Below are 22,815 nucleotides of genomic sequence, written 5' to 3' on the forward strand. Positions count from 1 at the left end.
ACGATCACCATTCCCCACCATTGAGAGGGAGGCGAGATGGGACTGCTCACCGGCGTCCTGCGACCGCGTCTGGAGGCCACCGCGCACTGCGACCTCCCCTGCGGTGTGTACGACCCGGCCCAGGCCCGGATCGAGGCCGAGTCGGTCAAGGCGATCCAGGAGAAGTACCAGGCCAACGAGGACCCGGCCTTCCGGGCCCGCGCGATCCAGATCAAGGAGGAGCGCGCGGACCTCGTCAAGCACCACCTCTGGGTGCTGTGGACGGACTACTTCAAGCCACCGCACTTCGAGAAGTACCCGCAGCTCCACGAGCTGTTCAACAAGGCCACCAAGGCCGCCGGCGGCGGTGAGGGCGGCGCGAAGTCGTCCATGGACCCGCAGTCGGGCCAGCAGGTGCTCGACTACATCGCCGAGATCTCGGACATCTTCTGGGAGACGAAGAAGGGCTGAGCCGCACGACCGAGCGCAGCCCGCGCCCGCGCGGCACCGACGCGCCCGTCCCCGCTCCGCAGAGCCGGGGGCGGGCGCGTCGTCGTTCCGGGGCGCAACGGGTAGAGGGAGGCCGTGAGCGCCAGCCCCACGGGACGCATCTACGTCCTGCGTCACGGCGAGACCGAGTGGTCCCGCGCCGGACGCCACACGAGCCGGACCGACCTGCCGCTGACCGACGCCGGGCGGGAGGCGGCACGGTCGGCCGGGCGCCTGCTGATGACGCTGCGCGGGGAGGACGCGCCCCGGCCGGCGGTGTGGACGAGCCCGCGACGGCGCGCGACCGAGACCGCCCGCCTGGCCGGGCTGGAGCCCGACGCCGTGCGCGAGGACCTGGTCGAGTGGGACTACGGCGCCTACGAGGGCCGCACGACCCCGGAGATCCGCGAGGACGAGCCGGGCTGGACGGTGTGGACCCACCCCAGCCCCGGCGGGGAGACGGCGCCGGAGGTCGCCGCGCGCCTCGACCAGGTGCTGGTCGACGCCGAGCGGGTGCTCCCCGAGCGCGACCTCGTCCTCGTGGGCCACGGCCACGCCGGACGCGTGCTCGTCGCCCGCTACCTGGGCCTCGACGCCCCGGCCGGGGTCGGGTTCGCGTTCGACGCCGCGTCGGTGACCGTGCTGGGCCACGAGCGGGGCGAGCCGCGCATCGACCTCCTCAACGCCCCCGCCGGCCTCCTCGAGGCGCCCCCGCCGCCGGCCGAGCGCTGGCCCGACCGCTAGCCGCCCGCCCACTCCCGCGCCGGGCGCGAGACGAGGCCGGCCAGCACCGCGGCCGCGACGAGGAACACGGGGAAACCCCACTCCGGGCGGCCGGAGGGCACCGCGGCGTAGAACGCGCAGCCGATGGCCAGCAGCTGCGCCACCACCGCCGGTCCGCGCGCGCCCCGCTGACCGAGCAGCAGCGCGACACCCGCCACCCCGACCCCGATCGCGAGGAGGGCGACGAAGCCCCAGACCGCGAAGGCGAGGCCCGCGATCACCATGAGCACGACCACGACGGCGCCGACGACACCCTCCGCGAGCACGCCGAGCGCGGCCAGGCGCACGGGGCGGGGCGGTGTCACGCCGCCAGCCTAGGCGTGGGCACCCTCGGGTCGGGCCGCTCCCCCGAGAGATCGGCGACATCCGGGACCCGCACCCCCCGACCGGAGGGGGCCCGGCGTCTACGGTGAGCGCCGTGCGCGCGCTGCTCGTGGCCAATCCGTCGGCCACCACGACGACGGCCGCAGGCCAGGACGTCATCGCGCACGCGCTCGCCAGCGAGATCAAGCTCGACGTCGTCGCGACCCGCTACCGCGGGCACGCCGCCGAGCTCGCCGCCCGCGCCCGCGCGGAGGCCGTGGACCTCGTCGTCGTCCTCGGCGGCGACGGCACCGTCAACGAGGCCCTCAACGGGCTGCTCGCCGAGGGTCCCGGCGAGGGGGTGCCCGCGCTGGGGGTCGTGCCCGGCGGCTCGGCCAACGTGTTCGCCCGCGCCCTCGGTGTGCCCCGGGAGCCGCTGGAGGCCACGCACACCCTGCTGGGCGCCATCGCCGGCGGCCGCTCGCGCACGGTCGGGCTCGGGCGCGCCGACGAGCGGTGGTTCAGCTTCAACGCGGGGCTCGGCTGGGACGCCGACGTCATCGCCTCGATGGAGCGGGCCCGTGGCCGCGGCCACGACGCCACCCCGGCCCGCTACGTGGCCACCTCGATCCGCCGCTGGACGCGCGCCCGCCTCGACCCGCCCGACCTCACCGTCGAGCTCGCGGGCGAGGAGCCGATCCGCGGCGTGCGCCTGGCGCTCGTGTCCAACACCGACCCGTGGACCTATCTGGGGCCGCGGCCGGTGCGCACCAACCCGGGCTGCTCCTTCGAGGACGGGCTCGGGGTCTTCGCGCTGCGCTCGCTCGGGCTGCCCACGGTCCTGCGCCTCGTGCACCAGGTGATGCGCCGCGACGGGGCCACCGGCCTGCGCTCGGTGGTGCGCCGCGACGACGTGCCCGCGCTGCGCATCACCTCGGACGAACCGGTCAACCTCCAGGTCGACGGCGACCACCTCGGTCAGCGCAGCGACGTCGAGTTCGTCGCGGTCCCGGACGCGCTGCGGGTGGTCGTGTGAGGCCCGGAGGGCCGTCGGCGGCGTTCTGAATCGAGCCGTGCTGCGACCGCTCGTCGCGCGGTCACGGACGGGTGGACGTTTCGTCGTGCCGGGATCGTCGCTCGTCGCAGCCGGGCGGTCATGACGGTGCGCGCCATTCCACTCACCGACCGAGTTCGCCCGTCGAGCCGCTTGGCACTCGATCTCCCTGGTGCCGTCCTGCAGATTGAGTCGCATCCCCCGCGAATACCGGGAAGGACGCGCGGCTCGAGAGGGACGCGCACTCCGGACCGGACGGGTCCGTCGTCCGAGAAGTGATCGGACGGCGGGCGGGAGACCGCGAGACGGTCTCCGTGCCAGGTCGTGGGCCCGACGGAGGGCCCGCGACGAGGTCGAGAAGACGACGACCACGACGGGCGCGCGCCCCGAAGTGCGCCCACCGAGGAGCTCAGCAACGATGGACTGGCGGAACGACGCTGCTTGCCGCGACGAGGACCCGGAACTGTTCTTCCCCGTCGGTACGAGCGGCCCCGCACTTTCCCAGATCGCGCGTGCGAAGAGTGTCTGCCGGCGTTGCCCGGCGATGACCGAGTGCCTGAAGTGGGCGCTCGAGTCGGGGCAGGACGCGGGCGTCTGGGGCGGTGCGAGCGAGGACGAGCGCCGCGCGCTCAAGCGCCGTGGCATCCGCCCCGAGGTGCACACCAGCGCCTGGTAGGGCGGTCCGCCCGCCCGGGACCGGACGCTCGCTCCCCACGCGTCCGTTCCCGGACGGCATCCCCAGCGACCCGAGGGCCCCGGCCCCGTCCCCGTGGACGGTGCCGGGGCCCTCGCGCGTGGCCCGCGCATCATCGTCCGCGGTGCTGCAGCGGCACGCGCAGCACCGCGCGGGTGCCGACGTCCTCGCCGGGGCGGATGCTCAAGGTGCCGGCGAGCTCGGAGTCGACGAGCGTGCGCACGATCTGCAGGCCGAGCCCCGGCGCCCGCTCCAGCGAGAACGTCTCGGGCAGCCCGCGCCCGTCGTCGCGGACCTCGACCTCCAGCGTCGCGGCCGTTCGCGTCGCCGTGATCACCACGCACCCCGACGCCCGCTCGGCGAAGCCGTGCTCGAGGGCGTTCGACACCAGCTCGGTGACGACCATGACGAGCGGCGTCGCCATGACCGCGGGCAGCACCCCGACCTCGCCCTCACGACGCATCGACACCCGCATCCCGGGGCGTGAGAGGTCGTTCATCATCGGCAGCACGCGGTCGAGGACCTCGTCGATGTCGACCCGCTCGTCCACCGACGCGGCCAGCGCCTCGTGCACCAGCGCGATCGACGCCACCCGTCGCACCGACTCCGTGAGCGCCTCCTGGGCCTCGGCGTGCGGCGTGCGGCGGGCCTGCAGGCGCAACAGGGCCGCGACGGTCTGCAGGTTGTTCTTCACGCGGTGGTGGATCTCGCGGATCGTGGCGTCCTTGCTCAACAGGGCACGGTCGCGGCGGCGCACCTCGGTGACGTCGCGGACCAGCACCAGCGCCCCGCTGGGCACCCCGCGCGGGTGCAGCGGCAACGCCCGCAGCACCGCCGACGCTCCGTGGCCCTCGAGCTCGGCGCGCTGCGACGGCGTGCCGGCCAGCGCCCCGCGCACGTGCTCCGCGGCCTCGCCGCCCTCGAACGCGTCGTCGGCGACCTCGCGGACCACCGCGGCCAGGTCCGCGCCCACCAGCTCCTCGGACCAGCCCAGCCGGTGGAAGGCCGAGGCGGCGTTGGGGCTGGCGTAGAGCACCCGCCCCGACGTGCTGATCCGCACCAGCCCGTCGCCCACCCGCGGCGTCGAGGTGCCCTCGTCGCGCCCGGCGGCGGTCGGGAACGTCCCGTCGGCCACCATCTGGCACAGGTCGGCGGCGACGGCGAGGTACGAGACCTCCAGCGTGCTCGGCACCCGGGGCGCGGCGAGATTGGTGTCGCGGCCGAGCACGGCGACCACGCCCTCCCCGCCCGGCGCGCGGACCGGTACCACCTCCCGGCGGACCGACCGGCCCCGGTGCCAGCGCGGCTGGTCCTCGCGGCGCAGCGCGGCGTCGTGCAGCGCCCGCTCCAGCTGCGGCGCCTGGCTGGCCGACGCGACCGTGCCCACCATGTCCTCGGGATGGGCGGTCGCCGTCGTCGTCGGGCGGCACTGGGCGACGCACAGGAATCGGCCAGCGCCCTCGTCCCCCACCGGCACCCACAACAGGAAGTCCGCGAACGACAGGTCGGCGAGCAGCTGCCACTCCGCGACCACCCGCTGGAGGTGGGCGACGGCCGCGCCGGTCAGCGCGGTGTGCGCGGCCAGGAGGTTCGACAGCGTCGACACCGGACGACCGCGGTTCCCCACGCCGATCATCCAACCACCGAGCCGGTGGGGTGCTGCCGACGTGCGACGATGGAGACATGTCGAAGCGTGCGCGCCAGAAGCGGGACCGCAAGAAGAAGGCCAGCAACCACGGCAAGCGCCCCCACGCCTGAGCGCCTGCCCCGCGAACGACGAAGGGCCCGCCCCGCGGACGTCGCGGGCGGGCCCTTCGTGTGCGTAGGGCTCAGCCGCGCCAGGACTCGACGCGGGTCTGGTTGACCTCGACGACGGTGCCCCCGGGGCCGCGGTCGACGGAGACCTCGGCCTGCTCGAGCACCGTGGCGCGGATCTGCTCGCGCAGGCGCTGGTGCAGCCCCTCGGGCGCGTGCTCGGAGCCGCAGCTGCGGCTCAGCAGCGTCTTGACCTTCTCCTCGAGGCCGTAGCGCGCCAGGCACGGCCCGCACTCCTCGAGGTGGCGGCGCAGCTGGGCGTCGCGTTCGGGCTCGCACTCGTGGTCGAGCAACAGCCAGACCTCGGCCAGGACCTCCGAGCAGTCCGTCTCGTGGGGCTTCCCGCAGCTCATCGCGCCGCCCCCTCTCCGGTCGTCACCCGCGCGCCGGTGCCGTCGCGCAGGAAGCCACGGTCGCGGGCGGTGTCGGTGAGCGCCTCGCGCAGCTGCTTGCGGCCGCGGTGCAGCCGCGACATCACGGTGCCGATCGGCGTGCCCATGATCTCGGCGATCTCCTTGTAGGCGAAGCCCTCGACGTCGGCGAGGTACACCGCCATCCGGAAGTCGTCCGGCAGCGCCTGCAGCGCGTCACGGATATCGGTGTCGGGCAGGTTCTCCAGCGCCTCCGCCTCGGCGGACGGCAGGCCCGTCGAGCTGTGCTCGCCGGCCTGCGCCAGCTGCCAGTCCTGGATGTCCTCGGTGGGCGACTGCTGGGGCTGGCGCTGCCGCTTGCGGTAGGTGTTGATGTAGGAGTTGGTCAGGATGCGGTACATCCACGCCTTGAGGTTGGTGCCCGGCGTGAACGAGGCGAACGACGAGTACGCCTTGAGCACCGTCTCCTGCACCAGGTCCTCGGCGTCGGACGGGTTGCGGGTCATCCGCAGCGCCGCGGCGTAGAGCTGGTCGACCATCGGCATCGCGTCCCGCTCGAAGCGGGCGGCCCGCTCCTCGGGGGTCTCGGTGGCCAGGTCGACGGCCTCGCCGTCCGTCTGGCTGCGCCGGCTGCGGTCGGTCGTCGCGTCGGCCTCGGCCGGGTCCGTACCCGTGCTCGCCGCGCTCGCACCGTCGGCCACGGGGCTCCCTCCACGCCGCCCGCGCTCCGCGGGCGGGACATCCTCGGATCCCGCGGAGACTACCCGGATGCGCGCGAGGTCACCCCGGGTCGCGGGGGACGTCACGCGGCCGTCGAACGCCGGGATGATCGACGTGAGCGTGATCCCCGCCGTCCCGACCGGTTCGGTCACCACTGCTGGCATCGCACCTCTCCTCGTCCTCACCGCGCCCGATCACCGCCGGACACGGCGTAGGAGATGGAACGCGGAGCCGGGGTGGTCGATTCCCGCTTGCGGCCCGAGGGGCGGTCCTGGTGGGCTCCTGCGCCGTGGCCGGCCGTGCGACCCCCGCGACGGCGGCGCTGGAGGCCGCCGGCGTCGCCTACGCGCTGCACCCGTACACCGCACCGGGCCGCACCGCCTACGGCACGGAGGCCGCCGACGCGCTCGACGTCGACCCGGCGCGGATGCTCAAGACCCTGGTCGCGGAGGTGGACGGGACGCCCGTGCTGGCGATGGTGCCCGTCGCAGGGACCCTCGACCTCAAGGCCCTGGCCGCCGCGCGGGGCGGCAAGCGGGCGGTGATGGCCGACACCGGCGCCGCGCAGCGCCTCACCGGTTACGTCGTCGGCGGCATCGCCGCACTGGGGACGCGGCAGCCGCTGGAAGTGGTGATCGACCTGTCCGTCGCCGAGCACGCGACCGTCTACTGTTCCGCCGGCCGTCGGGGACTGCAGATGGAGCTGACCCCCGACGACCTCCTCGCCGCGACCGGCGGCGAGCTGGCGGAGCTCTGTGCCGGCTAGCGCTCCGTGGCCACCCACCTGCCGGGCTGCGCGCCGTCGCCGGACGGGCCTTCGCCCGGGTGAGGCGGGTCAGGGGCGGACCGCGGTGACCGTGCGCTCCAACCACCCACCGACCGCGTCGCGGACCGGTCCGCGGGCCTTCAGGGCGTGGTCGCCGGCGAGCACGACGACCTCGCGGGTGGAGGTCTCCCCGGGGATGCCGAAGCGGTCGCGCGCGCCCGACACCGCAAGGACCGGGACGGTGACCGCGTCGATCTCCGGACGGCGGTCGGAGCGGGTGCCGTCCTTGCGGGCGGGTGCGAGCAGCGGGAAGGCGAGCGCGAGCACGGCGACCGGGCGCAGCGCCGGGTCGAGCGTCGCGGCCCCCCGGCACGCCACCCGCGCGCCCGACGAGCGCCCGCCGTGAACCCGGGGGACGCCGGGGTGCGACGCCGTCAGGTGCCCGACCACCGCCGCCCACGCCTCGTCGAGCTGGGCGGCCGGCGGGGGTGCCTTCCGCCCGGCGACCCGGTAGGGCTGGAGCACCCGGGCCACGGCCAGCCCGTGCGCGAGGGCGGCGGCGCGGGCCCCGAGCAGGTCGGGCGCCTCGACGCCCCCGCCCGCCCCGTGCCCGAGGACGAGCAGCCCCCGCGGGGCGGCGTCGGGCTCGTCGAGGTGGACGTGCGCCGGGCCGTGGACCGTCGCGATCTCGAGGACGGAGCTCACTGCGTCGCCGGCACGTCGGCGTCCAGATCGAGGTCGAGCCCCACCTGCTCGGGCTCGTCGTGGGTCTCGGTGAGCAGCTCGGGGCCGTGGTTCTCGACGCTGTTGACCTTGCGGGACACCTGGCGGAGCTCGAGCGAGCTCAGGAACTCCGGGGGCGGGGGCTCGAGCAGGCCGGTGGGGTCGTCGTTGTCCGGGTCGAGCCACGCCTTCCACCGCTCGGCGGGCAGCACGAGCGGCATCCGGTGGTGGATGGCGGTGAGCGGGCCGGCGGCGTCGACGGTGACCACCGTGGTGCTGATGAGCGGCGACGTGCCCTTCGGCGCGTCCTTGGGACGCCAGGTCTCCCACAGCCCCGCGAGGGCGATCGAGCGGCCGCCGGGCAGCGTGATGAAGTACGGGACCTTCCGCCCGCCCGGCCCGTCGCGCTGCCACTCGAACCACCCGTCGGCCGGCAGCAGGCAGCGGCGCCCCTTCGCCGCGCGGCGGAAGGCGGGCTTGGAGGTCAGCGAGTCGGCCCGGGCATTGATCATGCGGTTGCCGACCTTGGGGTCGTCCGCCCAGCCCGGGACGAGGCCCCACCGCATGGGGCGCAGGCTGCGCTCGAGGCGCTGCGGGTCGGGCGTGCCGTGGGCGTCGCGCGGGTGCCGGTCGACCACGGCGATCACCGTCGTGGTGGGCGCGACGTTGTGGTCGGGCCCGGGCCACGCGCCGTCGGTGGCGTCGACGGCGTCGAACTCCTCGGCGAGGGTGGCCGGGTCCTTGGCCTGGCTGTAGCGGCCGCACATGCCGTCCATCCTGGCACCGGGCTCCGACGCCCCGCCGTTCGCGAGAGGATGGGGCCATGAGCGATCAGCCCTGGTCCGCCCCGACGGCGGACGGCCCGGTCCGCGGCACGGTGTCGGTGCCGGGGTCGAAGTCGGTGACCAACCGCGCCCTCGTGCTCGCCGCGCTCGGCGCCGACGGGGCCACGCGCCACGTGCGCGGCGCCGCACGCTCGCGGGACACCACCCTGATGACCGGGGCGCTCGCGGCCCTGGGGGCGACGGTCGGGACCGCCGCGGGGCGCGCCGGCACCGTCGACCTCGCCGTCACCGCCCCGCCGACCTTCCACGGCGGGCACGTCGACTGCGGGCTCGCGGGCACCGTGATGCGCTTCGTGCCGCCGCTCGCCGCCCTCGCCGACGGCCCGGTCGTCCTCGACGGCGACGCGCGCGCCCGCGAGCGGCCCATGGGCGGCATCGTGGCCGGCCTGCGCGGGCTCGGCGTCGAGGTCACCGGCGAGGCGCTGCCCCTGACCGTCGCGGGCGGGCCCCACCCGCCGGGCGGCGAGGTGACGGTCGACGCCTCGGCCTCGAGCCAGTTCGTCTCCGGGCTGCTCCTCTCGGGCGCCCGCTACGCGCGGGGCGTCACCGTGGCCCACGCGGGCGAGCGCGGCGTCCCGTCGCTGCCGCACGTCGCCATGACGGTGGCGATGCTGCGGTCGGCGGGCGTGGAGGTCGACGACGGCCGCGACCGGTGGCACGTCGCCCCCGGACCGGTGCGTGCCCCGGTGGTGCTCGACGTCGAGCCCGACCTCTCCGGCGCCGCGGTGTACCTGGCCGCGGCCGTCGTCACCGGCGGCGAGGTGACGGTGGCGGGCTGGCCCGACACCGACCTGCAGCCCGGCAGCACCGTGCGGCGGGTGCTCGAGGCGTTCGGTGCCCGCGTGGAGCTCTCCGGCGACGGCCTCACCGTGCGGAGCCCCGACCGGCTCGACGGCGTCGACGTCGACCTCACCGAGGTCAGCGAGCTCACCCCCACCGTCGCCGCGATCGCCGCGGTGGCCGCCCGCGACGGGGCGCGCTCGCGGCTGCGGGGCGTCGGGCACATCCGGGGGCACGAGACCGACCGGCTGGCCGCCCTGGCCGCCGAGCTCGGCACGGTCGGGGCGCGCGTCACCGAGACCGAGGACGGCCTGGTGATCGACCCCGCGCCGCTGCGCGCGCCCACCCGGACCTGGCAGGCCTACGCCGACCACCGCATGGCCACCGCGGGCGCGATCGTCGGCCTCGTCGTGCCCGGGCTCGCGATCGACGAGGTCGCGGCCACCACCAAGACCCTGCCCGACTTCGCCGACGACTGGCCCGCCCTGGTGACCGCGCGGGTGGGGGCCTGAGGGCGTGGCCCGGGGCGGACGGGGCGGCGGTCGCGGGGAGACGTCGCGGCTCGACGAGTCCGACGTCCGGGTGCGCCCGGGCCGGGGCACGCGCCCGCGCAGCAAGCGCCGTCCCGAGCACGCCGACGCGGTCGAGGCGATGGTCATCGGCGTCGACCGCGGCCGCTGGACCTGCGCGCCGGACGAGGACCCGCAACGCCGGGTCGTCGCCATGCGGGCCCGCGAGCTGGGCCGCACACCGGTGGTCGTCGGCGACCGGGTGGGACTGGTCGGCGATGTCTCCGGCGGCGAGGACGCGCTGGCGCGCATCGTGCGGGTGGCCGACCGCGTGAGCGTGCTGCGCCGCACCGCCGACGACACCGACCCCTACGAGCGGGTGGTCGTGGCCAACGCGTCGCACCTGGTGGTGGTGACGTCGCTGGCGGATCCGGCGCCGCGCACCGGGTTCGTCGACCGTGCGCTCGTCGCCGCCTACGCGGGCGGGCTGACGCCGGTGCTGTGCCTGACGAAGGCCGACCTCGCCGACCCCGCGCCGTTCGCCGCCCAGTACGCCGAGCTCGACCTGCCCGTCGTCGTCACCCGGGCCGGCGTCGACCCCACGGGGCTGCGCGAGGTCGTCGACGGACGGGTGACCGCGCTCGTCGGGCACTCCGGGGTCGGCAAGTCGACGCTGGTCAACCAGCTGGTCCCGGACGCCGACCGGGCCGTCGGCGAGGTCTCGGGCGTCGGCAAGGGACGGCACACGTCGACCTCGGCGGTGGCGCTCGCGCTGCCCCACCAGCGTGGCTGGGTGATCGACACCCCGGGCGTGCGGTCGTTCGGCCTGGCGCACATCGCCGTCGACGACGTCGTGGCCGCCTTCGGCGACCTGGCCGAGGCCATCGAGGAGTGCCCCCGCGGCTGCGCCCACCTCGGGCCGCCCTCGGACCCCGAGTGCGCCCTCGACGCCGAGGTCGCCGCCGGGCGCCTGTCCGCAGGGCGGTTGGAGGCGCTGCGCCGGGTCCTCACCGCCCTGCGCATCCCGGCGTGGGAACTGACCTGACCGTCGGCGACTACGCCGGCGCCGGCACCGCACCCAGCTGGACCAGCATGCCGAGGATGTCCTGGTGGTGGCGGTTCGCGACGATCTGCCCGTCGCGCCACGTCTGCCACATCGTCGACCACATGGTGAACGAGCGTCCCGACGGCGGCAGGGTGGTCGAGCCCGCCGCGAGCGGTCCGGACTGCGTGCCACGCCAGACGACCTCGAGCACCGCCAGGTCGCCGTCGGTCACGAGGCGGACGACCTCGCCGGTGACGTCGGGGACGCCGGTCCGCCAGTCCTGCAGGGCGGCGAGGATCTCGTCGGGGCCGTGCAGCGAGCGCCCGGTGGCGGGCTCCTCGTAGGTGCCGTCGGGGGCGCTCATGGCGCGGATCGCGGCCCAGTCGCCGCGGTTGAAGGCCTCGATCGACTCGCGGGCCTGCTGCTCGAGCTTCGTGTCCGTCATCGGTCCCCCTTCATTGTGGTGTGGGTCACCCATGATGGGACGGGTCGCGCGCGTCGCGTACCACCGAACGTAGCCACCACCGCCATGCTGCTGGGCCGTCCGAGGTACTCCTCACCCGCGATGGACGACGTCGGCACGGTGCGCGGTCCTGGCGATCATCCGGGCGTTCGCGGCGTCGCTGCCGTCCGCGCGGGCGACGGCCTCGGCGTGGCTGCGGCCGTGGTGCTCGTGGCGGGCGATGAGCCGCGCGCGGCGCACGTCCTCGTCGGGTTCGACGAACCATGCCTCGTCGAGCAGGGCCCGGATGCCGTTCCAGGGCGGCTCGTCGAGCAGCAGGTAGTTGCCCTCGGTGACCACGACGAGCGCGTCGGGCGGGACCTCGAGAGCGCCGGCGATGGATTCCTCCACCTCGCGGCGGAACTCGGGAGCCCAGACGCTCGTCTCCCGGGACCGGACACGCTCGAGGAAGGCGACGTAGCCCGCGGCGTCGAAGGTGTCGGGGGCGCCCTTGCGGTCGCGACGGCCGAGGCGGTCGAGCACGGAGTTGGCGAGGTGCCAGCCGTCCATCCCCACGACCGCGACCCCGGGCCCGGCCAGCGACGCCGCGAGCGTCGACTTGCCCGACCCGGGGCCACCGGCGATGCCGAGGACGCGGCGGCGGCCGTCCGCGCGGGCGGCGGCGAGCAGGTGGGCGATGCCGGGGGCGGGCCGTGCGGAGGACACGAGACGCATGATCGCGCATCGGCGGGGTACGGCAGGGTGGTGCAGCTGCCCGTCCCCGACCCCGGTCCGGAGGCCGCGGTGGCGTTCGTCCGCGAGCACCTCGCCGACCTCGCCTGCGACACCCCGGCCGCGTCCGAGGCGATCCGCGGGGGCCAGAGCGCCGCCGACGCCGCCCTCGCCGCACTCGACGTCACCGGATACGCGGGCCGGCGCAGCGTGGTGTGGCCGCCGGAGCGGCGCGGGGCGACCAGGATGTCGCCGTACGTCCGCCACAACCTCGTCGACCTGCCGACGCTGTGGGACCACGTCGCGGACGCGCGGGCCAACGACCGGCGCAAGTACCGCGACGAGCTCGCGTGGCAGGAGTTCACCCGCCACCTCTACGCCCGCCTCGGCCGCGACGGCGCTGCCGCCCTGCGCGAGGAGCTGCGCGCCCACCCGCCGCAGCCGCCCGAGGGATGGGACGAGCCGTGGCCGCGGGACATGAACTGCATGGACGTCACCGTCGGCGAGCTCCACACCGACGGCTGGCTGGTCAACCAGACGCGCATGTGGCTGGCGAGCCAGTGGACCGTGCGGGCCGGGGCGCGGTGGCGCGACGGGGAGGAGGAGTTCTTCACCCACCTCCTCGACGGCTCGCGCGCGGCGAACCGGTTGAACTGGCAATGGACGGTCGGCGCCGGCAACGGCAAGGCGTACGGGTTCTCGCGCTGGCAGGTGGAGAAGCGGGCGCCGGGCCTGTGCCGGCGATGCGTGCTGCGCGTCGCCTGCCCCGTCCGGTCGTGGCCGGCCGAGCAGCGCACGACGCGGGTGCCCGTCCCGGAGCTGCTGCGCCACGACCCGGATCCCTCCGTGACCGCCGGGCCCGCCGAGCCCTCCGGGTCCCTCAATGACGTGGATGCCGTGTGGCTCACCGCCGAGTCCCTCGGCGACGCCGACCCCGCCCTCGCCGCACATCCCGACGTGCCCGCGGTCTTCTTCTTCGACGAGCCGTTGCTGCGCCGGCTGATGCTCTCGGGCAAGCGTCTGGTGTTCCTCGCCGAGACCCTCGCCGACCTGGCCGCGCGCCGGCCCGTGGAGATCCACCGGGGGCGGGTGGCCGACGAGCTGGGCGGGCGGCGGCTGGCCGTCACGTTCGCGCCGGTGCCGGGCTTCCGGCGGCGCGCGGCCGCCCTGGAACCGGCGGTGGTGCACCCGTGGCGCTGGCTCTTCCGCCCGCGGTCGGGGCGGATGCAGTCGTACACCGCGTGGCGCAACGGCATGCCGGCGGGGCGGGACGCGTGAGCTGACTCGCCGGCGCTGCCCGCGGGGACGCCCCGACCGGGGCTGATGCGCGCGACGGTGTCGGTCGCGCGTGCGACGCTGCCCGCGCAGCGGCAGCGAGGGGGTCGGCGTGGTGCGCGAGCAGCAGCCGTGGTTGGACGTGCCGTACGCGGAGAAGGACGAGGCCCGGGCCGCGGGCGCGCGGTGGGACTGGCGGGCCAAGCGCTGGTACGCGCCCCGTCCGGGGATGGCCGAGCTGGAGCGGTGGCTGCCGGTGCCGCGCCCCGCGCCCGACGCGGCGGCCGGGGACCGTCCGCTCCACTCGCCGGGGCCAGGGGCCGCGCAGGAGGCGGCGGCGCAGGGGGACGTCGGCGACGATTCCCGGCGCGCGGGCGCCGAGGGCGAGGTCCGGCTCGCCGAGGCGCTGCGTGGCCTGACCGAGCCCACCGTGCTGGCGCGGCTGACCCGGCGCCGCCCGCCCTGGCGCGTGCTGCACGCGGTGCCCGTCGGCATCGGTCGCCGCGACGTCGACCACGTCCTCCTCGGCCCACCGGGGGTCGTCACGGTCACCACCGCGCACCACGCCGGCCGGCTGGTGCGGGTCGACGGCGACCACCTCACCGTCGACCGGCTCCCCACCGCTCACGTCCCGCGCGCCCGCGCCGAGGCCGAGCGCGCCGGGCGCCTGCTGGCCGCGGCCCGCGGCGGTGGCGACGAGGCGGTGCCGCCGGTGACCGCGGCGCTGGCCGTCGTCGCCGCTTCCGTGACCACCGCGGTGGGTGGCCACCTGCCCGGAGGAGTCCTCGTCGCGACCCCGGCGAGGCTGCCGCGGCTGGTCACCGCCCTGCCCGCGGTGCTCGCCGACGTCGAGATCGACGAGCTCTACGCCGTGGCCCGGCGCCTGAGCACCTGGACACGCGAGGTCTGAGGGTCGCGCGGCGCCTGTTCAGCCCGCGGGCTCGAAGACACCGTCGAGGAGCGTGGGGACGGCGGTGCTCCGGTCGAGCTCGGCGGCCACGTCGACGTCGTCGGCGAAGCCGTGCTCGCGGAGCTCCACGCCGCTCGTGCAGCGGTGCAGGGCACGGGGCAGGTCGTGGGCGACCGCGTCGAAGGCCGCCGCCGCGGCCCGGGCGTCCGGTGACGGCTCGACCGGGCCGATCTCGGACAGCGCCCGGATCACGGCCCCGGCACCCCACAGGTCCTCGCTCGCCCGGCGTCGAGAACCGTCGGGGCGAACCTCGCCGGCCGGGACCACGACGACCCGCCGCGGCGGTCCGTCCGCGCCCCGGTGATGGAGCCACTGCGCGACGGCCCGACGGTTGCGAAGGCAGCCCCCGACGACCTCGGTGTCCCGGTCCGCGAGCTGCGCGCTGATCGTGGACCCGTTGGGCGACGGCAGCACCAGGCGCGGCAGCGGACCCGCGGCGCGCACCGTCACCGGGGACAGGCTGACCCGACCGGGCCCGGCCTCCCCGCGCCGCACGGCGAGCTCCGCGTCGTGCTCGCGAGCCAGGGCGTTCGCGCGCTCGTCGAGCCAGGGGCACGGCACCACCCGCGTGCCGCGGTCGGCCGCGACGCTCAGCGTGGTGGTGAAGCTGAGCACGTCGACCACGACCGCGAGGTCACCGCCCGTCGCCACCCTCGACACGCCGGTGGCGCCCCAGGCCGACGACACGGCGAGCCGGGGCGACCGGGTTCTCGCCCCTCCGGCACTCATTCCCGAGACCGTAGGACCCGGGACGGCGAGCCGCCGTGCCCGAGACCCGCGGAACGGGACGGTCGGGGGCCGGGGTCGGGGAGGTCGTCGGTGAAGCGCCCGGACAGACCGGCAACCCCCGCGCGGCCCCGCACCCTGCCGAACAAGCCACCCAGCTCAACGATCAGCACCAAAGATCGCCGCTGGGTCGAGGCCCAGTCAGGACTGTTGGTAGATCGACTTGAGCGACTGGTACGAGGAGAGCCCTTCGGGGCCGAGCTCACGGCCGATACCGCTCGCCTTGACGCCACCGAACGGCGCGCCGATGTCGAGCATGTAAGAGTTGATTCCGACGGACCCGGACCGGACACGCGCCGCGACGGCCATCGCGCGGTCCGGGTCGGACGACCACACGCTCCCGCCCAGCCCGTAGTCGGAGTCGTTGGCGATCGACACCGCCTCGTCCGTGTCCCGGTAGGGGATCACCGCGAGGACCGGGCCGAAGATCTCCTCCTGGGCGATCGCCGACCTGTTGTCGACCTCGGTGAAGATCGTCGGCTCGACGAACCAGCCGCGGTCCAGGTGCGCCGGTCGCCCGCCCCCCGTCACCAGCGTCGCCCCGTCCGAGACGCCCTTGGCGATGTAGCCTTCGACCCGGTCCCGCTGACGCGCACTCACGAGCGGGCCGATCTGCGTCGCCGGGTCGAGTGGATCACCGATGGTCAACGAGCCGGTGAGCGCTGTCAGGGCTTCCACGACCTCCTCGTAACGGGTCCGCGGGGCGAGCACGCGGGTGCAGAGGTAGCACGTCTGCCCGTTGTTCAGCATCGTCGCCGCGAACACGGCGTCGAGCCGGGGCAGGAGGTCAGCGTCATCGAGGACGATCGCGGCCGACTTGCCGCCGAGCTCGAGGGTGACCGGGCGCAGCAGCCTCCCGCACGTCTCGGCGATGGCCCGGCCGACCGAGGTGGAGCCGGTGAAGGCCACCTTGTCCACGCGCGGGTGCGCGGCGAGGTAGGCGCCGATCTCGCCCCGGCCCGAGACGATGTTGACGACCCCGGGCGGCAGCCCGGCCGCCTCCACGGCCTCGGCCAGCAGGTACGCGTCGAGCACCGTCGAGGACGACGGCTTCAGCACCACCGTGCAACCCGCCGCGAGCGCAGGAGCGAGTTTGAAGAATGTGAGGGTCTGCGGGTAGTTGAAGGGGATGATGGCGGCGACCACACCGACCGGCTCACGGCGCACGACCGTGCTGCCGCCGAGCAGGCCCGGCCGCGTCTCCTCGGACGGCGAGGCCTCGATCAGGTCCGCGTAGTACCCGAGCAGCGTCGCGGGCAGGACCGCCTCGGACATCGCGCCGATCTGCACGGGCATACCGTTCTGGCTGCTGACCCGCCGCACCGTCTCGTCGCAGCGGGCGGACACCTCGACCGCGAGGCGCCGCAGCGCGGCGGCCCGTTCGGCCGGGGCGAGGCCCGACCATCGGGCAGGATCGTCGAACGCCCGGCGCGCGGCCTCGACGGCGGCGTCGGCGTCAGCCTCGACGGCCTCCGGGACCCGCCCGATCACCTCCTCGGTACTCGCGGAGACGACCTCGATCTCCCGGTCCGACGCGGGCTCCACCCACGACCCGTCGATGAACAGCTTGTCGTAGACCTCGTACACGGCATCCCCCGCGTGCTCCAGTTCCGGTTCCGACGACTCGGTACCGTTGCGAGGAGCCATGAGCCCACCCAGAGCCAAGAGTCCCTGCGTCGCTCGACCGTCCGGCCCGACTCCCAACCGCCGGTGGGCAGCGCCTGCACGAGCGCGGAGCGGGCTGCGGTGCACCCGCTCGCACGTCAACGGCGACGCCCGCCCTCGGAGACGGTCGCCCGTCGGGGATGGGACTTGCGACCCTGGTAGGTGGAGCGCTCCCACGGCCTGCTGCAGATGTGGGGCCAGTCAGCAGTGCCTCCCGAAGCCTGCCTGCCCACCTTGGCGACGATGAGCGACCGACAACTTCGAGGAGATCACCGATGAGCGGACTCGGTCCCTTCGACCCCACCACGGCTCCGTACTGGTGGGCACACATGTGGAAGGAGATGCGCGAACACCAGGAACGGGTGCTCACCGAGACGCACACGCAACAGGCTCCGAAACCGGCCCACCCGGACTACGTCGACCGCGATGGCGACCTCTGGCTCTATCTGCCGCACTGCGACCGCTACATGTACACGGCGAAGACCGGGCAGTTCTCCACCGCGGCGGAACGCGACCATGTGCGGCACTACTGGGGAAACATGGTCGACCGTGACAACGTGCGGGACTTCATGGATTTCTGGGATCGTATGCTGTTGACGAAACAGGACCTTCACGAGCATTTTGGCCCGCTTGCCGAAGCCTAAGTAACTCGGTTTGGGGTTGGCCCCTGGCACCGGGCACGTCAACTGAGGTGGACCCGGTCGGCCAGGGAGGATGTCGTTCGTGCCCGCACCTCGCCCGCCGGAGTTCCGGCGTCGCGCCGTCGAGCTGGCTCGCCTAGGCGAGCAGCCGGTCGCCGCGATCGCCAAGGACCTCGGTATCTCTGAGGCGTGTCTGCGGAACTGGATGGCCCAGGCCGACGCCGATGGCGGCACCAACACCGATCGGTTGACCAGCAAAGAGCGCGCCGAGCTCGCCGAGCTGCGCAAAGACAAGCGTCGCCTCGAGGTGTCGAAAACGAAACCTCAAGCGCGCGGCGGCCCACTTCGCGCGGGTGAACGTCCTCCCGAAGTAGTCTTCCCGCTGGTCTGTGAACTCGCGACGACGGTCTCGACGTCGCGGTGACTGTCGAGTGCTCAATGGTCGTCGTCAGTGCTACTACGAATGGCTCGCGGGGCGAAGTCTGTCCGCGCGCAGGTTGCACCGTCCGCAACCCGGCCGCCGACCCCTACTCGCGAAGAGTCATCGGCTGGTCCATCGATGACAACATGCGCACCGCGCTGGTCACCGAAGCCCTCGGCATGGCCATCACCCGCCGGCGCCCGGCTCCACCACCCGCAGCGCGACCGGCACCACCGACACACGCCGAGCACCCCCGAGCAGGTGCCCGGCCAGCCGCGACGACGCCAGGGGCGGGCCGACCCTCGCCGGGGCGTGGACGGTGCACGCGGGCGTGTGGGTCCTGGTCGTGGCCGTGCCCGCCGTGGCCGGGTGGCCGCTGGTCGCGCCCAGCTCGCCCACCGACGCCGGCAGCAGGCCGAGACCGTGGCCCACCCGCCGGCCGACCGGCGCTCCATGCCTCGTGCACGACCGACCGTAGAGATCGCCGCCTCCCGGCGAATCCCTCCGCGGGCCCACGACCAGCCCCTACATCAGCTCCAGGACGAACGGCAGCTCCTGCACCCCGTACCAGGCCAGCTCGTGGTCCTCGACGTCACCGAGGGTGAACTCGGCGTCGTGATCGCCGAGGTCGGCGGCGTCCACGACCGCGGCGGCCGCCCGGACGGCATCGGCGGCCTCGGCGAGGTCCATGTGCACCGCCGCCAGCTTGGCCATCGGTACGGGGCCGGCCACGCGGACCACGGCGTCGTCGAGGTCGGGGCGCAGGGTGACGTCCTCGACGTCCGCGCTCACGACGACGCGGCGCGGCGGGGTCTCCGGGTCCTCGGCGAGCTCGGCGGCCAGCAGGCGCAGCGAGGCGCGGGCGGCCTCCGACATCGCGACGTACTCGAGCTCCTCGTCGTCGCCCGACGCGTAGGACTCGCGCAGTCGCGGCGTCAGCGCGAACGCCGTGCCCGACAGCGGCTGCAGCTGCTCGGTGTCGAGCAGCCGGCGCAGGCCGGCCACGGTGGTCGGGACGTAGATCCTCACCGTTCCCCCGTCTCGAGCTCCGCCCACCGCTCCGCCGTCGTCCGCAGCGCCACCTGCGCGACCTCGGCCTGCTTGCGGGGGTCCATGACGTTCCAGCCGGTGACGGCGCGATCCTCGACGCCCGGGGCGTGCTCGGTCACCGCGATCCCGGCCTCGCGCAGCCGCCCGATCTCGTGCGCCGTGCGCCCGCCGATCAGCCCGCGCAGCCAGCCGTCCGTGGCGCCCACCGGGTCCGACCACGGCTTCGGCGCCGCCCCCGTGCGCGCCAGGGGCACGAGCACGAGGGCCTCGTCGACGCGGGGGAGGTCGCCGTCGAGCAGGAGGTCGGCCGACGTCGCCGAGCACACGCCGCCGTCGACGTAGCGGCGCCCACCGATCCGGACCGGCGAGAACCATCCCGGCACCGCGCACGACGCCGTCGCCGCCTCGGCCATCGACGCCGGCGGTGCGCCCCGCCGCCCGAACGGCACCCGGTGCCCGTTGTCGTAGTCCATGGACACGATGCGCACCTGAGGGTGCTCGGGCCACGTCTCGTGCGCCCACTTCGTCACCCACCGGGTCAGCCCGGTGGTGTCGCCGCGTCCGGTCGGCAGCAACGCGGCCCCGAACGCCAGCGGTGGGAACCGTCGCGGGCGGCGCGCGATCTTGCCCAGCAGCCGCAGCGACCCCGGACCGACGCGCGGCACGGGCGGCAGCCCCCGCCGCGCGGTCGACGGCGGTGCCCCCGGCGGGCGCGGCCGGGGCGGCGGCGGGTCGAGCAGGTCGTCGAGCATGTCCGACACCGGCACCCCGCTGGCCAGTGCCGCGGCCACCACCGAGCCCGCCGAGGTCCCCACCATCACCTCGGCCTCGCGCGCGTCGCGCCCCGTCGCGCGCTCCCACGTCGACAGCGCCGCGACCATCCAGGCGTAACCCAGCTGACCGCCCGTCCCCAGCACGAGGCCCAGGCTCACCGCGCCGACCCCTTCGGCACCGTCGCCACGAGCTCGGCCAGAGACTCGGTGACGAGCTCGCCGAGCTCGTCGACGTCGGCCATGGAGTCGCGGTCGGCGTTGAAGCCGTAGAACACTCCGCCGTCGTAGGACGTCAGGCCCACGGCCAGCGACTGCCCCTTCGCCAGCGGCACCACGGGGTACATCTCGAGCATCCGCGCCCCGGCCGCGTACAGCGCGTGCTGCGGGCCGGGGACGTTGGACACGACGAGGTTGAACAGCCGGCGGGCGAACCCGTTCGCGGCCCGCGCACCCAGCGCGTGCAGCGTCGGCGGCGCGAAGCCGCCCACCCGCACCAGCGCGTTCGCGCCCACCGACTGCCCCGACTCCTTGTGCTCGCGCATCGCGTGGGCGACGTGGTGCATCCGCAGCACGGGGTTGGGCTCGCCCACGGGCAGGTCGACGAGGAAGGACGCGATCTGGTTGCCCAGCAGCGCGGCCCCCGCGATCGACCCGGTGGTCTCGGCGTCCCCGCGCACCGACAGCGGCACCATCGCGCGCATCGTCGTCGTCGGCGACACCGTCGCCCCGCGGGAGAGCAGCCAGTTGCGCAGGGCCCCGGAGACCACCGCCAGCACCACGTCGTTGATCGTCCCGCCGTGGGCGCGGCGCACCGCGCGGTAGTCCTCGAGGTCGGTGCGCGCCATCGCGAAGCGTCGCTGCGTGGAGATCGGGACGTTGAGCGGGCTCACCGGGGCCGGGCGCACCGCGGTGCGCACCGCCGAGAACAGGCCGCCGGCCACGCCCGCGACCTTGGCGACGGTGTCGGCCGCGTCGCGCACCGCGTCCCGGGCCGCCTCGACGGCGTTGCCGGGCCGCGCGACCGCCTCGCCCACCGCGTCGTAGACCAGCCGCCACGACGAGGGCTCCCGCCGCGCGATCCACTCGTCGTCGGGGGTGGGGCGCCCGGAAGCGGTCGTCGATGCGCGGCCCGCCGCGGTCGTCGATGCGCGGCCCCCCGCGGTGTCGTCCAGCACCACCTGCCCGATGTCGATCGACGCGACCCCGTCGACCATCGCCTGGTGGGTCTTGGTCACGAGCGCCACACGCCCACCGGCCAGGCCGTCGACCAGGTACATCTCCCACAGCGGCCGCGTGTGGTCCAGCGGACGGGACATGAGCCGGGCGACGAGGTCGCACAGCGCCCGCTCGGTGCCCGGCCCGGGCAGCGCGGAGCGGCGCACGTGGTAGGTGACGTCGAAGTCCACGTCGTCGATCCACACCGGTCGCGCCATGCGCCCGGGCACCTGGCGGATCTTCTGACGGTAGCGCGGGACGAGCCCGATGCGGCTCGAGATGAGATCGACGAGGCCGTCGTAGTCGAAGCCGGTGCGCGGCTTGCGGAAGATGGACACGCTCCCGACGTGCATCGGCGTCGTCGGTTGATCCATGTAGAGGAAGGACGCGTCCAGCGCCGACAGGCGGTCCGGCATGGCCTCGATCGTCGCACAGGGGCGCGCGCCGGGTCGGGGGTCGGCGTCTCTGCCAGGCTGGAGGTGATGACGCCCTCACCCACCTCCCCGGGCCACGAGCAGTGCGCCGCGCCGGGCTCCGGACGATCCGTGTCGCCCAAGGACGCGTTCGTGACGGTCTACGGGCGCAAGCCGGTGCTCGAGGCGCTCGGCGACCCCGGGCTGGTGGTCGACAAGGTCGTCCTCGCGGAGGGAGCCGATCGCGACGCGGTCCGCACGTTCACCGAGGCCGCCCGGGCCCGCGGCCTGGTGCTGCAACGGGCGTCGGCCCAGCGCGTGAAGGTGCTCGCGGGCAACGGGCGCCAGGACCAGGGCGTGCTCGCCGACGTCGTCGCCCCGCGGATGCGCCCGCTGGAGCACTTCCTCGCCGACCTCGGGCCGGGTGGGGAGCGACCGGCCGCCGACGCCCGGGTGCTCGTGCTCGACGGCCTGACCAACCCGTCGAACGTCGGGATGATCCTGCGCTCGGCCACCGGCGCCGGCCTCGAGGGCGTCCTGCTGCCGCGACGGGGCGTGCCGGCCATCGACCCGCTGGTGGTGAAGGCCTCGGCCGGGGTGGCGTTCCACGCCCCCGTGCTGCGGACGCGCACCGCGGCCGACGGCCTCGCCGCCCTCGCCGACGCGGGGTTCGTGCTCTACGGGCTGGACGGGGCGGGCGATCTGTCGCTGTTCGACGCGGAGCTGCCCGGACGCGTGGCGCTGGTGGTGGGAGGCGAGACCGACGGGCTCACCGACGACGTCCGGGCCGAACTGCACGGGACGCTGACGATCCCCCTTTCCGCCGGGGTGGAGTCGCTCAACGCCGCCTGCGCGGCCACCGTCGCCTGCTTCGAGCTCGCCCGACGCCGGGGCTGAGTTCCTGGAACGTGCCCCGCCGGCGACGGCGCGCGCCTAGCGTGGGACGCGTCGCCGGGCCCGGTTCTCCCCCGGGTGCCCACGAGCTCCGTCGTGCTGTCCGGGAGGACACGTTGGTCGTCGCCGGGTCCCTCGTCCCGTCCCTCGCGCCCGCCCGGGTCCGCCGTGTCGGCGAGGTGCCCGCGCCCCGGGTCCGGCCGCTGGCCGACGTGCTCCCCGCGCCCGCCCCGCGGGCCGTCGACCCGGGGCCGGCGGCGCGGACCCGCCACGCGCAGGACGAGCTCGACCGCCTGGCCGCCGCCCTGCGCCCGGTCGCGGCGCGCCTGCTCTCCGCCGTCGCCGACGTGCTCGCCGGGCGACGCCCGCCGGGTCACCTCGACGCCCTGTTGACCCCGGACGCCCTCGCGACGCTGGTCCGGGCGGCCCCACCCCCGGGCCCGCGGCGTCCCGATCGCGTGTCCCCGGGGACCGTCACGCCCGCCGCCGGGCTCCGCGGGCTGCGGGTGTGCGCGGTCGGCCGGGACACGGCGGAGGTCACGGCCGTGGTGCACGGCCGCGACCGCGTCCGGGCGCTCGCCGGGCGCCTGGAGCGGGCCGGCGCCGGGTACGCCGCCCCCGGGCGCTGGCGGCTGGTGGCCCTGTGGCCGGGCTGACCCGGG

At 75.3% G+C, this 22,815-nt stretch carries 28 protein-coding genes; 14 read left to right on the top strand and 14 right to left on the bottom strand.

Annotated elements, in window-relative coordinates; translation table 11 throughout:
- Nucleotides 1-36: 36 nt before the first annotated feature.
- Both sodN and C8D89_RS03630 read left to right on the top strand, forming a co-directional pair.
- Complete coding sequence (gene sodN, locus C8D89_RS03625) at nt 37-450, top strand: superoxide dismutase, Ni (RefSeq protein WP_116706627.1); 414 nt, start codon at nt 37-39, stop codon at nt 448-450.
- Between the two features lie 114 nt (nt 451-564).
- A complete protein-coding gene (locus C8D89_RS03630) occupies nt 565-1,212 on the top strand; it encodes a histidine phosphatase family protein (protein ID WP_116706628.1) in 648 nt (215 codons plus the stop codon).
- Here the strand turns inward: C8D89_RS03630 and C8D89_RS03635 are convergent.
- Nucleotides 1,209-1,556, bottom strand: coding sequence for a hypothetical protein (locus C8D89_RS03635; RefSeq protein ID WP_116706629.1), 348 nt, complete (start codon nt 1,554-1,556; stop codon nt 1,209-1,211). The genes C8D89_RS03630 and C8D89_RS03635 overlap by 4 nt on opposite strands.
- Nucleotides 1,557-1,669: 113 nt before the next feature.
- Between C8D89_RS03635 and C8D89_RS03640 the strand changes: the two genes are divergently transcribed.
- Nucleotides 1,670-2,590: a diacylglycerol/lipid kinase family protein gene (locus C8D89_RS03640; protein WP_116706924.1), complete on the top strand. Its 921-nt coding sequence runs from the start codon at nt 1,670-1,672 to the stop codon at nt 2,588-2,590.
- Nucleotides 2,591-3,026: 436 nt separating this feature from the next.
- Complete coding sequence (locus tag C8D89_RS03645) at nt 3,027-3,284, top strand: WhiB family transcriptional regulator (RefSeq protein WP_116706630.1); 258 nt, start codon at nt 3,027-3,029, stop codon at nt 3,282-3,284.
- Between the two features lie 130 nt (nt 3,285-3,414).
- Here C8D89_RS03645 and C8D89_RS03650 read toward each other — a convergent pair whose 3' ends face one another.
- Nucleotides 3,415-4,908: a sensor histidine kinase gene (locus C8D89_RS03650; RefSeq protein WP_116706925.1), complete on the bottom strand. Its 1,494-nt coding sequence runs from the start codon at nt 4,906-4,908 to the stop codon at nt 3,415-3,417.
- Nucleotides 4,909-4,985: 77 nt separating this feature from the next.
- Between C8D89_RS03650 and C8D89_RS31060 the strand changes: the two genes are divergently transcribed.
- Entirely contained in the window at nt 4,986-5,060 is a 75-nt protein-coding gene (locus tag C8D89_RS31060) for a 50S ribosomal protein bL37 (protein WP_373695073.1), read from the top strand.
- A gap of 71 nt (nt 5,061-5,131) precedes the next feature.
- Here the strand turns inward: C8D89_RS31060 and rsrA are convergent, their stop codons facing one another.
- Nucleotides 5,132-5,470, bottom strand: a complete 339-nt coding sequence (gene rsrA, locus C8D89_RS03655) for a mycothiol system anti-sigma-R factor (protein ID WP_116706631.1) — start codon at nt 5,468-5,470, stop codon at nt 5,132-5,134.
- Nucleotides 5,467-6,084: a sigma-70 family RNA polymerase sigma factor gene (locus C8D89_RS03660; RefSeq protein ID WP_243417855.1), complete on the bottom strand. Its 618-nt coding sequence runs from the start codon at nt 6,082-6,084 to the stop codon at nt 5,467-5,469. Before C8D89_RS03660 ends, rsrA begins: the two co-directional genes overlap by 4 nt.
- Nucleotides 6,085-6,497: 413 nt before the next feature.
- Between C8D89_RS03660 and C8D89_RS03665 the strand changes: the two genes are divergently transcribed.
- A complete protein-coding gene (locus C8D89_RS03665; RefSeq protein WP_116706927.1) occupies nt 6,498-6,974 on the top strand; it encodes an aminoacyl-tRNA deacylase in 477 nt (158 codons plus the stop codon).
- A 69-nt stretch (nt 6,975-7,043) separates the two neighbouring features.
- Here C8D89_RS03665 and C8D89_RS03670 read toward each other — a convergent pair whose 3' ends face one another.
- Both C8D89_RS03670 and C8D89_RS03675 read right to left on the bottom strand, forming a co-directional pair.
- The gene (locus C8D89_RS03670; RefSeq protein WP_116706632.1) at nt 7,044-7,679 is read right to left on the bottom strand and encodes an alpha/beta hydrolase family protein; all 636 of its coding nucleotides are present in this window, start codon (nt 7,677-7,679) and stop codon (nt 7,044-7,046) included.
- Complete coding sequence (locus C8D89_RS03675) at nt 7,676-8,464, bottom strand: SOS response-associated peptidase (RefSeq protein WP_116706928.1); 789 nt, start codon at nt 8,462-8,464, stop codon at nt 7,676-7,678. The genes C8D89_RS03670 and C8D89_RS03675 overlap by 4 nt, the downstream gene beginning before the upstream one ends.
- Nucleotides 8,465-8,520: 56 nt before the next feature.
- Here C8D89_RS03675 and aroA point away from each other — a divergent pair, with 56 nt between their 5' ends.
- Both aroA and rsgA read left to right on the top strand, forming a co-directional pair.
- Entirely contained in the window at nt 8,521-9,834 is a 1,314-nt protein-coding gene (gene aroA / locus C8D89_RS03680) for a 3-phosphoshikimate 1-carboxyvinyltransferase (RefSeq protein WP_116706633.1), read from the top strand.
- A 4-nt stretch (nt 9,835-9,838) separates the two neighbouring features.
- Entirely contained in the window at nt 9,839-10,876 is a 1,038-nt protein-coding gene (gene rsgA, locus C8D89_RS03685; RefSeq protein ID WP_116706634.1) for a ribosome small subunit-dependent GTPase A, read from the top strand.
- A 10-nt stretch (nt 10,877-10,886) separates the two neighbouring features.
- Here rsgA and C8D89_RS03690 read toward each other — a convergent pair whose 3' ends face one another.
- Entirely contained in the window at nt 10,887-11,321 is a 435-nt protein-coding gene (locus C8D89_RS03690) for an ester cyclase (protein ID WP_165825529.1), read from the bottom strand.
- 111 nt (nt 11,322-11,432) lie between these two features.
- Entirely contained in the window at nt 11,433-12,044 is a 612-nt protein-coding gene (locus C8D89_RS03695; RefSeq protein WP_243417802.1) for a nucleoside/nucleotide kinase family protein, read from the bottom strand.
- A gap of 39 nt (nt 12,045-12,083) precedes the next feature.
- Here C8D89_RS03695 and C8D89_RS03700 point away from each other — a divergent pair, with 39 nt between their 5' ends.
- Entirely contained in the window at nt 12,084-13,328 is a 1,245-nt protein-coding gene (locus C8D89_RS03700) for an FAD-binding domain-containing protein (RefSeq protein WP_116706929.1), read from the top strand.
- Between the two features lie 70 nt (nt 13,329-13,398).
- Nucleotides 13,399-14,235, top strand: coding sequence for a DUF5710 domain-containing protein (locus tag C8D89_RS29020; protein WP_165825530.1), 837 nt, complete (start codon nt 13,399-13,401; stop codon nt 14,233-14,235).
- An 18-nt stretch (nt 14,236-14,253) separates the two neighbouring features.
- Here the strand turns inward: C8D89_RS29020 and C8D89_RS03710 are convergent, their stop codons facing one another.
- Both C8D89_RS03710 and C8D89_RS03715 read right to left on the bottom strand, forming a co-directional pair.
- Nucleotides 14,254-15,024, bottom strand: coding sequence for a 2-phosphosulfolactate phosphatase (locus C8D89_RS03710; protein ID WP_116706637.1), 771 nt, complete (start codon nt 15,022-15,024; stop codon nt 14,254-14,256).
- Nucleotides 15,025-15,222: 198 nt separating this feature from the next.
- A complete protein-coding gene (locus C8D89_RS03715) occupies nt 15,223-16,728 on the bottom strand; it encodes an aldehyde dehydrogenase (protein ID WP_116706638.1) in 1,506 nt (501 codons plus the stop codon).
- 293 nt (nt 16,729-17,021) lie between these two features.
- Here C8D89_RS03715 and C8D89_RS03720 point away from each other — a divergent pair, with 293 nt between their 5' ends.
- Both C8D89_RS03720 and C8D89_RS03725 read left to right on the top strand, forming a co-directional pair.
- On the top strand, nt 17,022-17,390 hold the full coding sequence (locus C8D89_RS03720) for a hypothetical protein (RefSeq protein WP_116706639.1): 369 nt from the start codon (nt 17,022-17,024) through the stop codon (nt 17,388-17,390).
- A 70-nt stretch (nt 17,391-17,460) separates the two neighbouring features.
- Nucleotides 17,461-17,811, top strand: coding sequence for a transposase (locus C8D89_RS03725; RefSeq protein ID WP_116706640.1), 351 nt, complete (start codon nt 17,461-17,463; stop codon nt 17,809-17,811).
- 183 nt (nt 17,812-17,994) lie between these two features.
- Here C8D89_RS03725 and C8D89_RS03730 read toward each other — a convergent pair whose 3' ends face one another.
- From C8D89_RS03730 to C8D89_RS03745, 4 genes are all read right to left on the bottom strand, one after another.
- A complete protein-coding gene (locus tag C8D89_RS03730; RefSeq protein WP_116706641.1) occupies nt 17,995-18,240 on the bottom strand; it encodes a hypothetical protein in 246 nt (81 codons plus the stop codon).
- A 93-nt stretch (nt 18,241-18,333) separates the two neighbouring features.
- Nucleotides 18,334-18,837, bottom strand: a complete 504-nt coding sequence (locus tag C8D89_RS03735) for a DUF6912 family protein (RefSeq protein WP_116706642.1) — start codon at nt 18,835-18,837, stop codon at nt 18,334-18,336.
- Nucleotides 18,834-19,790 carry a patatin-like phospholipase family protein gene (locus C8D89_RS03740; RefSeq protein WP_116706643.1) on the bottom strand — a complete coding sequence of 319 codons (957 nt, stop codon included), beginning with the start codon at nt 19,788-19,790 and terminating at the stop codon, nt 18,834-18,836. Before C8D89_RS03740 ends, C8D89_RS03735 begins: the two co-directional genes overlap by 4 nt.
- Entirely contained in the window at nt 19,787-21,262 is a 1,476-nt protein-coding gene (locus tag C8D89_RS03745) for a WS/DGAT/MGAT family O-acyltransferase (protein WP_116706644.1), read from the bottom strand. Before C8D89_RS03745 ends, C8D89_RS03740 begins: the two co-directional genes overlap by 4 nt.
- Before the next feature lie 66 nt (nt 21,263-21,328).
- Between C8D89_RS03745 and C8D89_RS03750 the strand changes: the two genes are divergently transcribed.
- On the top strand, nt 21,329-22,156 hold the full coding sequence (locus tag C8D89_RS03750) for a TrmH family RNA methyltransferase (RefSeq protein ID WP_116706645.1): 828 nt from the start codon (nt 21,329-21,331) through the stop codon (nt 22,154-22,156).
- Nucleotides 22,157-22,269: 113 nt separating this feature from the next.
- Nucleotides 22,270-22,809, top strand: coding sequence for an Rv3235 family protein (locus C8D89_RS03755; RefSeq protein WP_116706646.1), 540 nt, complete (start codon nt 22,270-22,272; stop codon nt 22,807-22,809).
- Nucleotides 22,810-22,815: the final 6 nt, after the last annotated feature.

This window comes from Actinomycetospora cinnamomea (genome assembly GCF_003096675.1).
GTDB classification, from domain to species: Bacteria; Actinomycetota; Actinomycetes; order Mycobacteriales; family Pseudonocardiaceae; genus Actinomycetospora; species Actinomycetospora cinnamomea.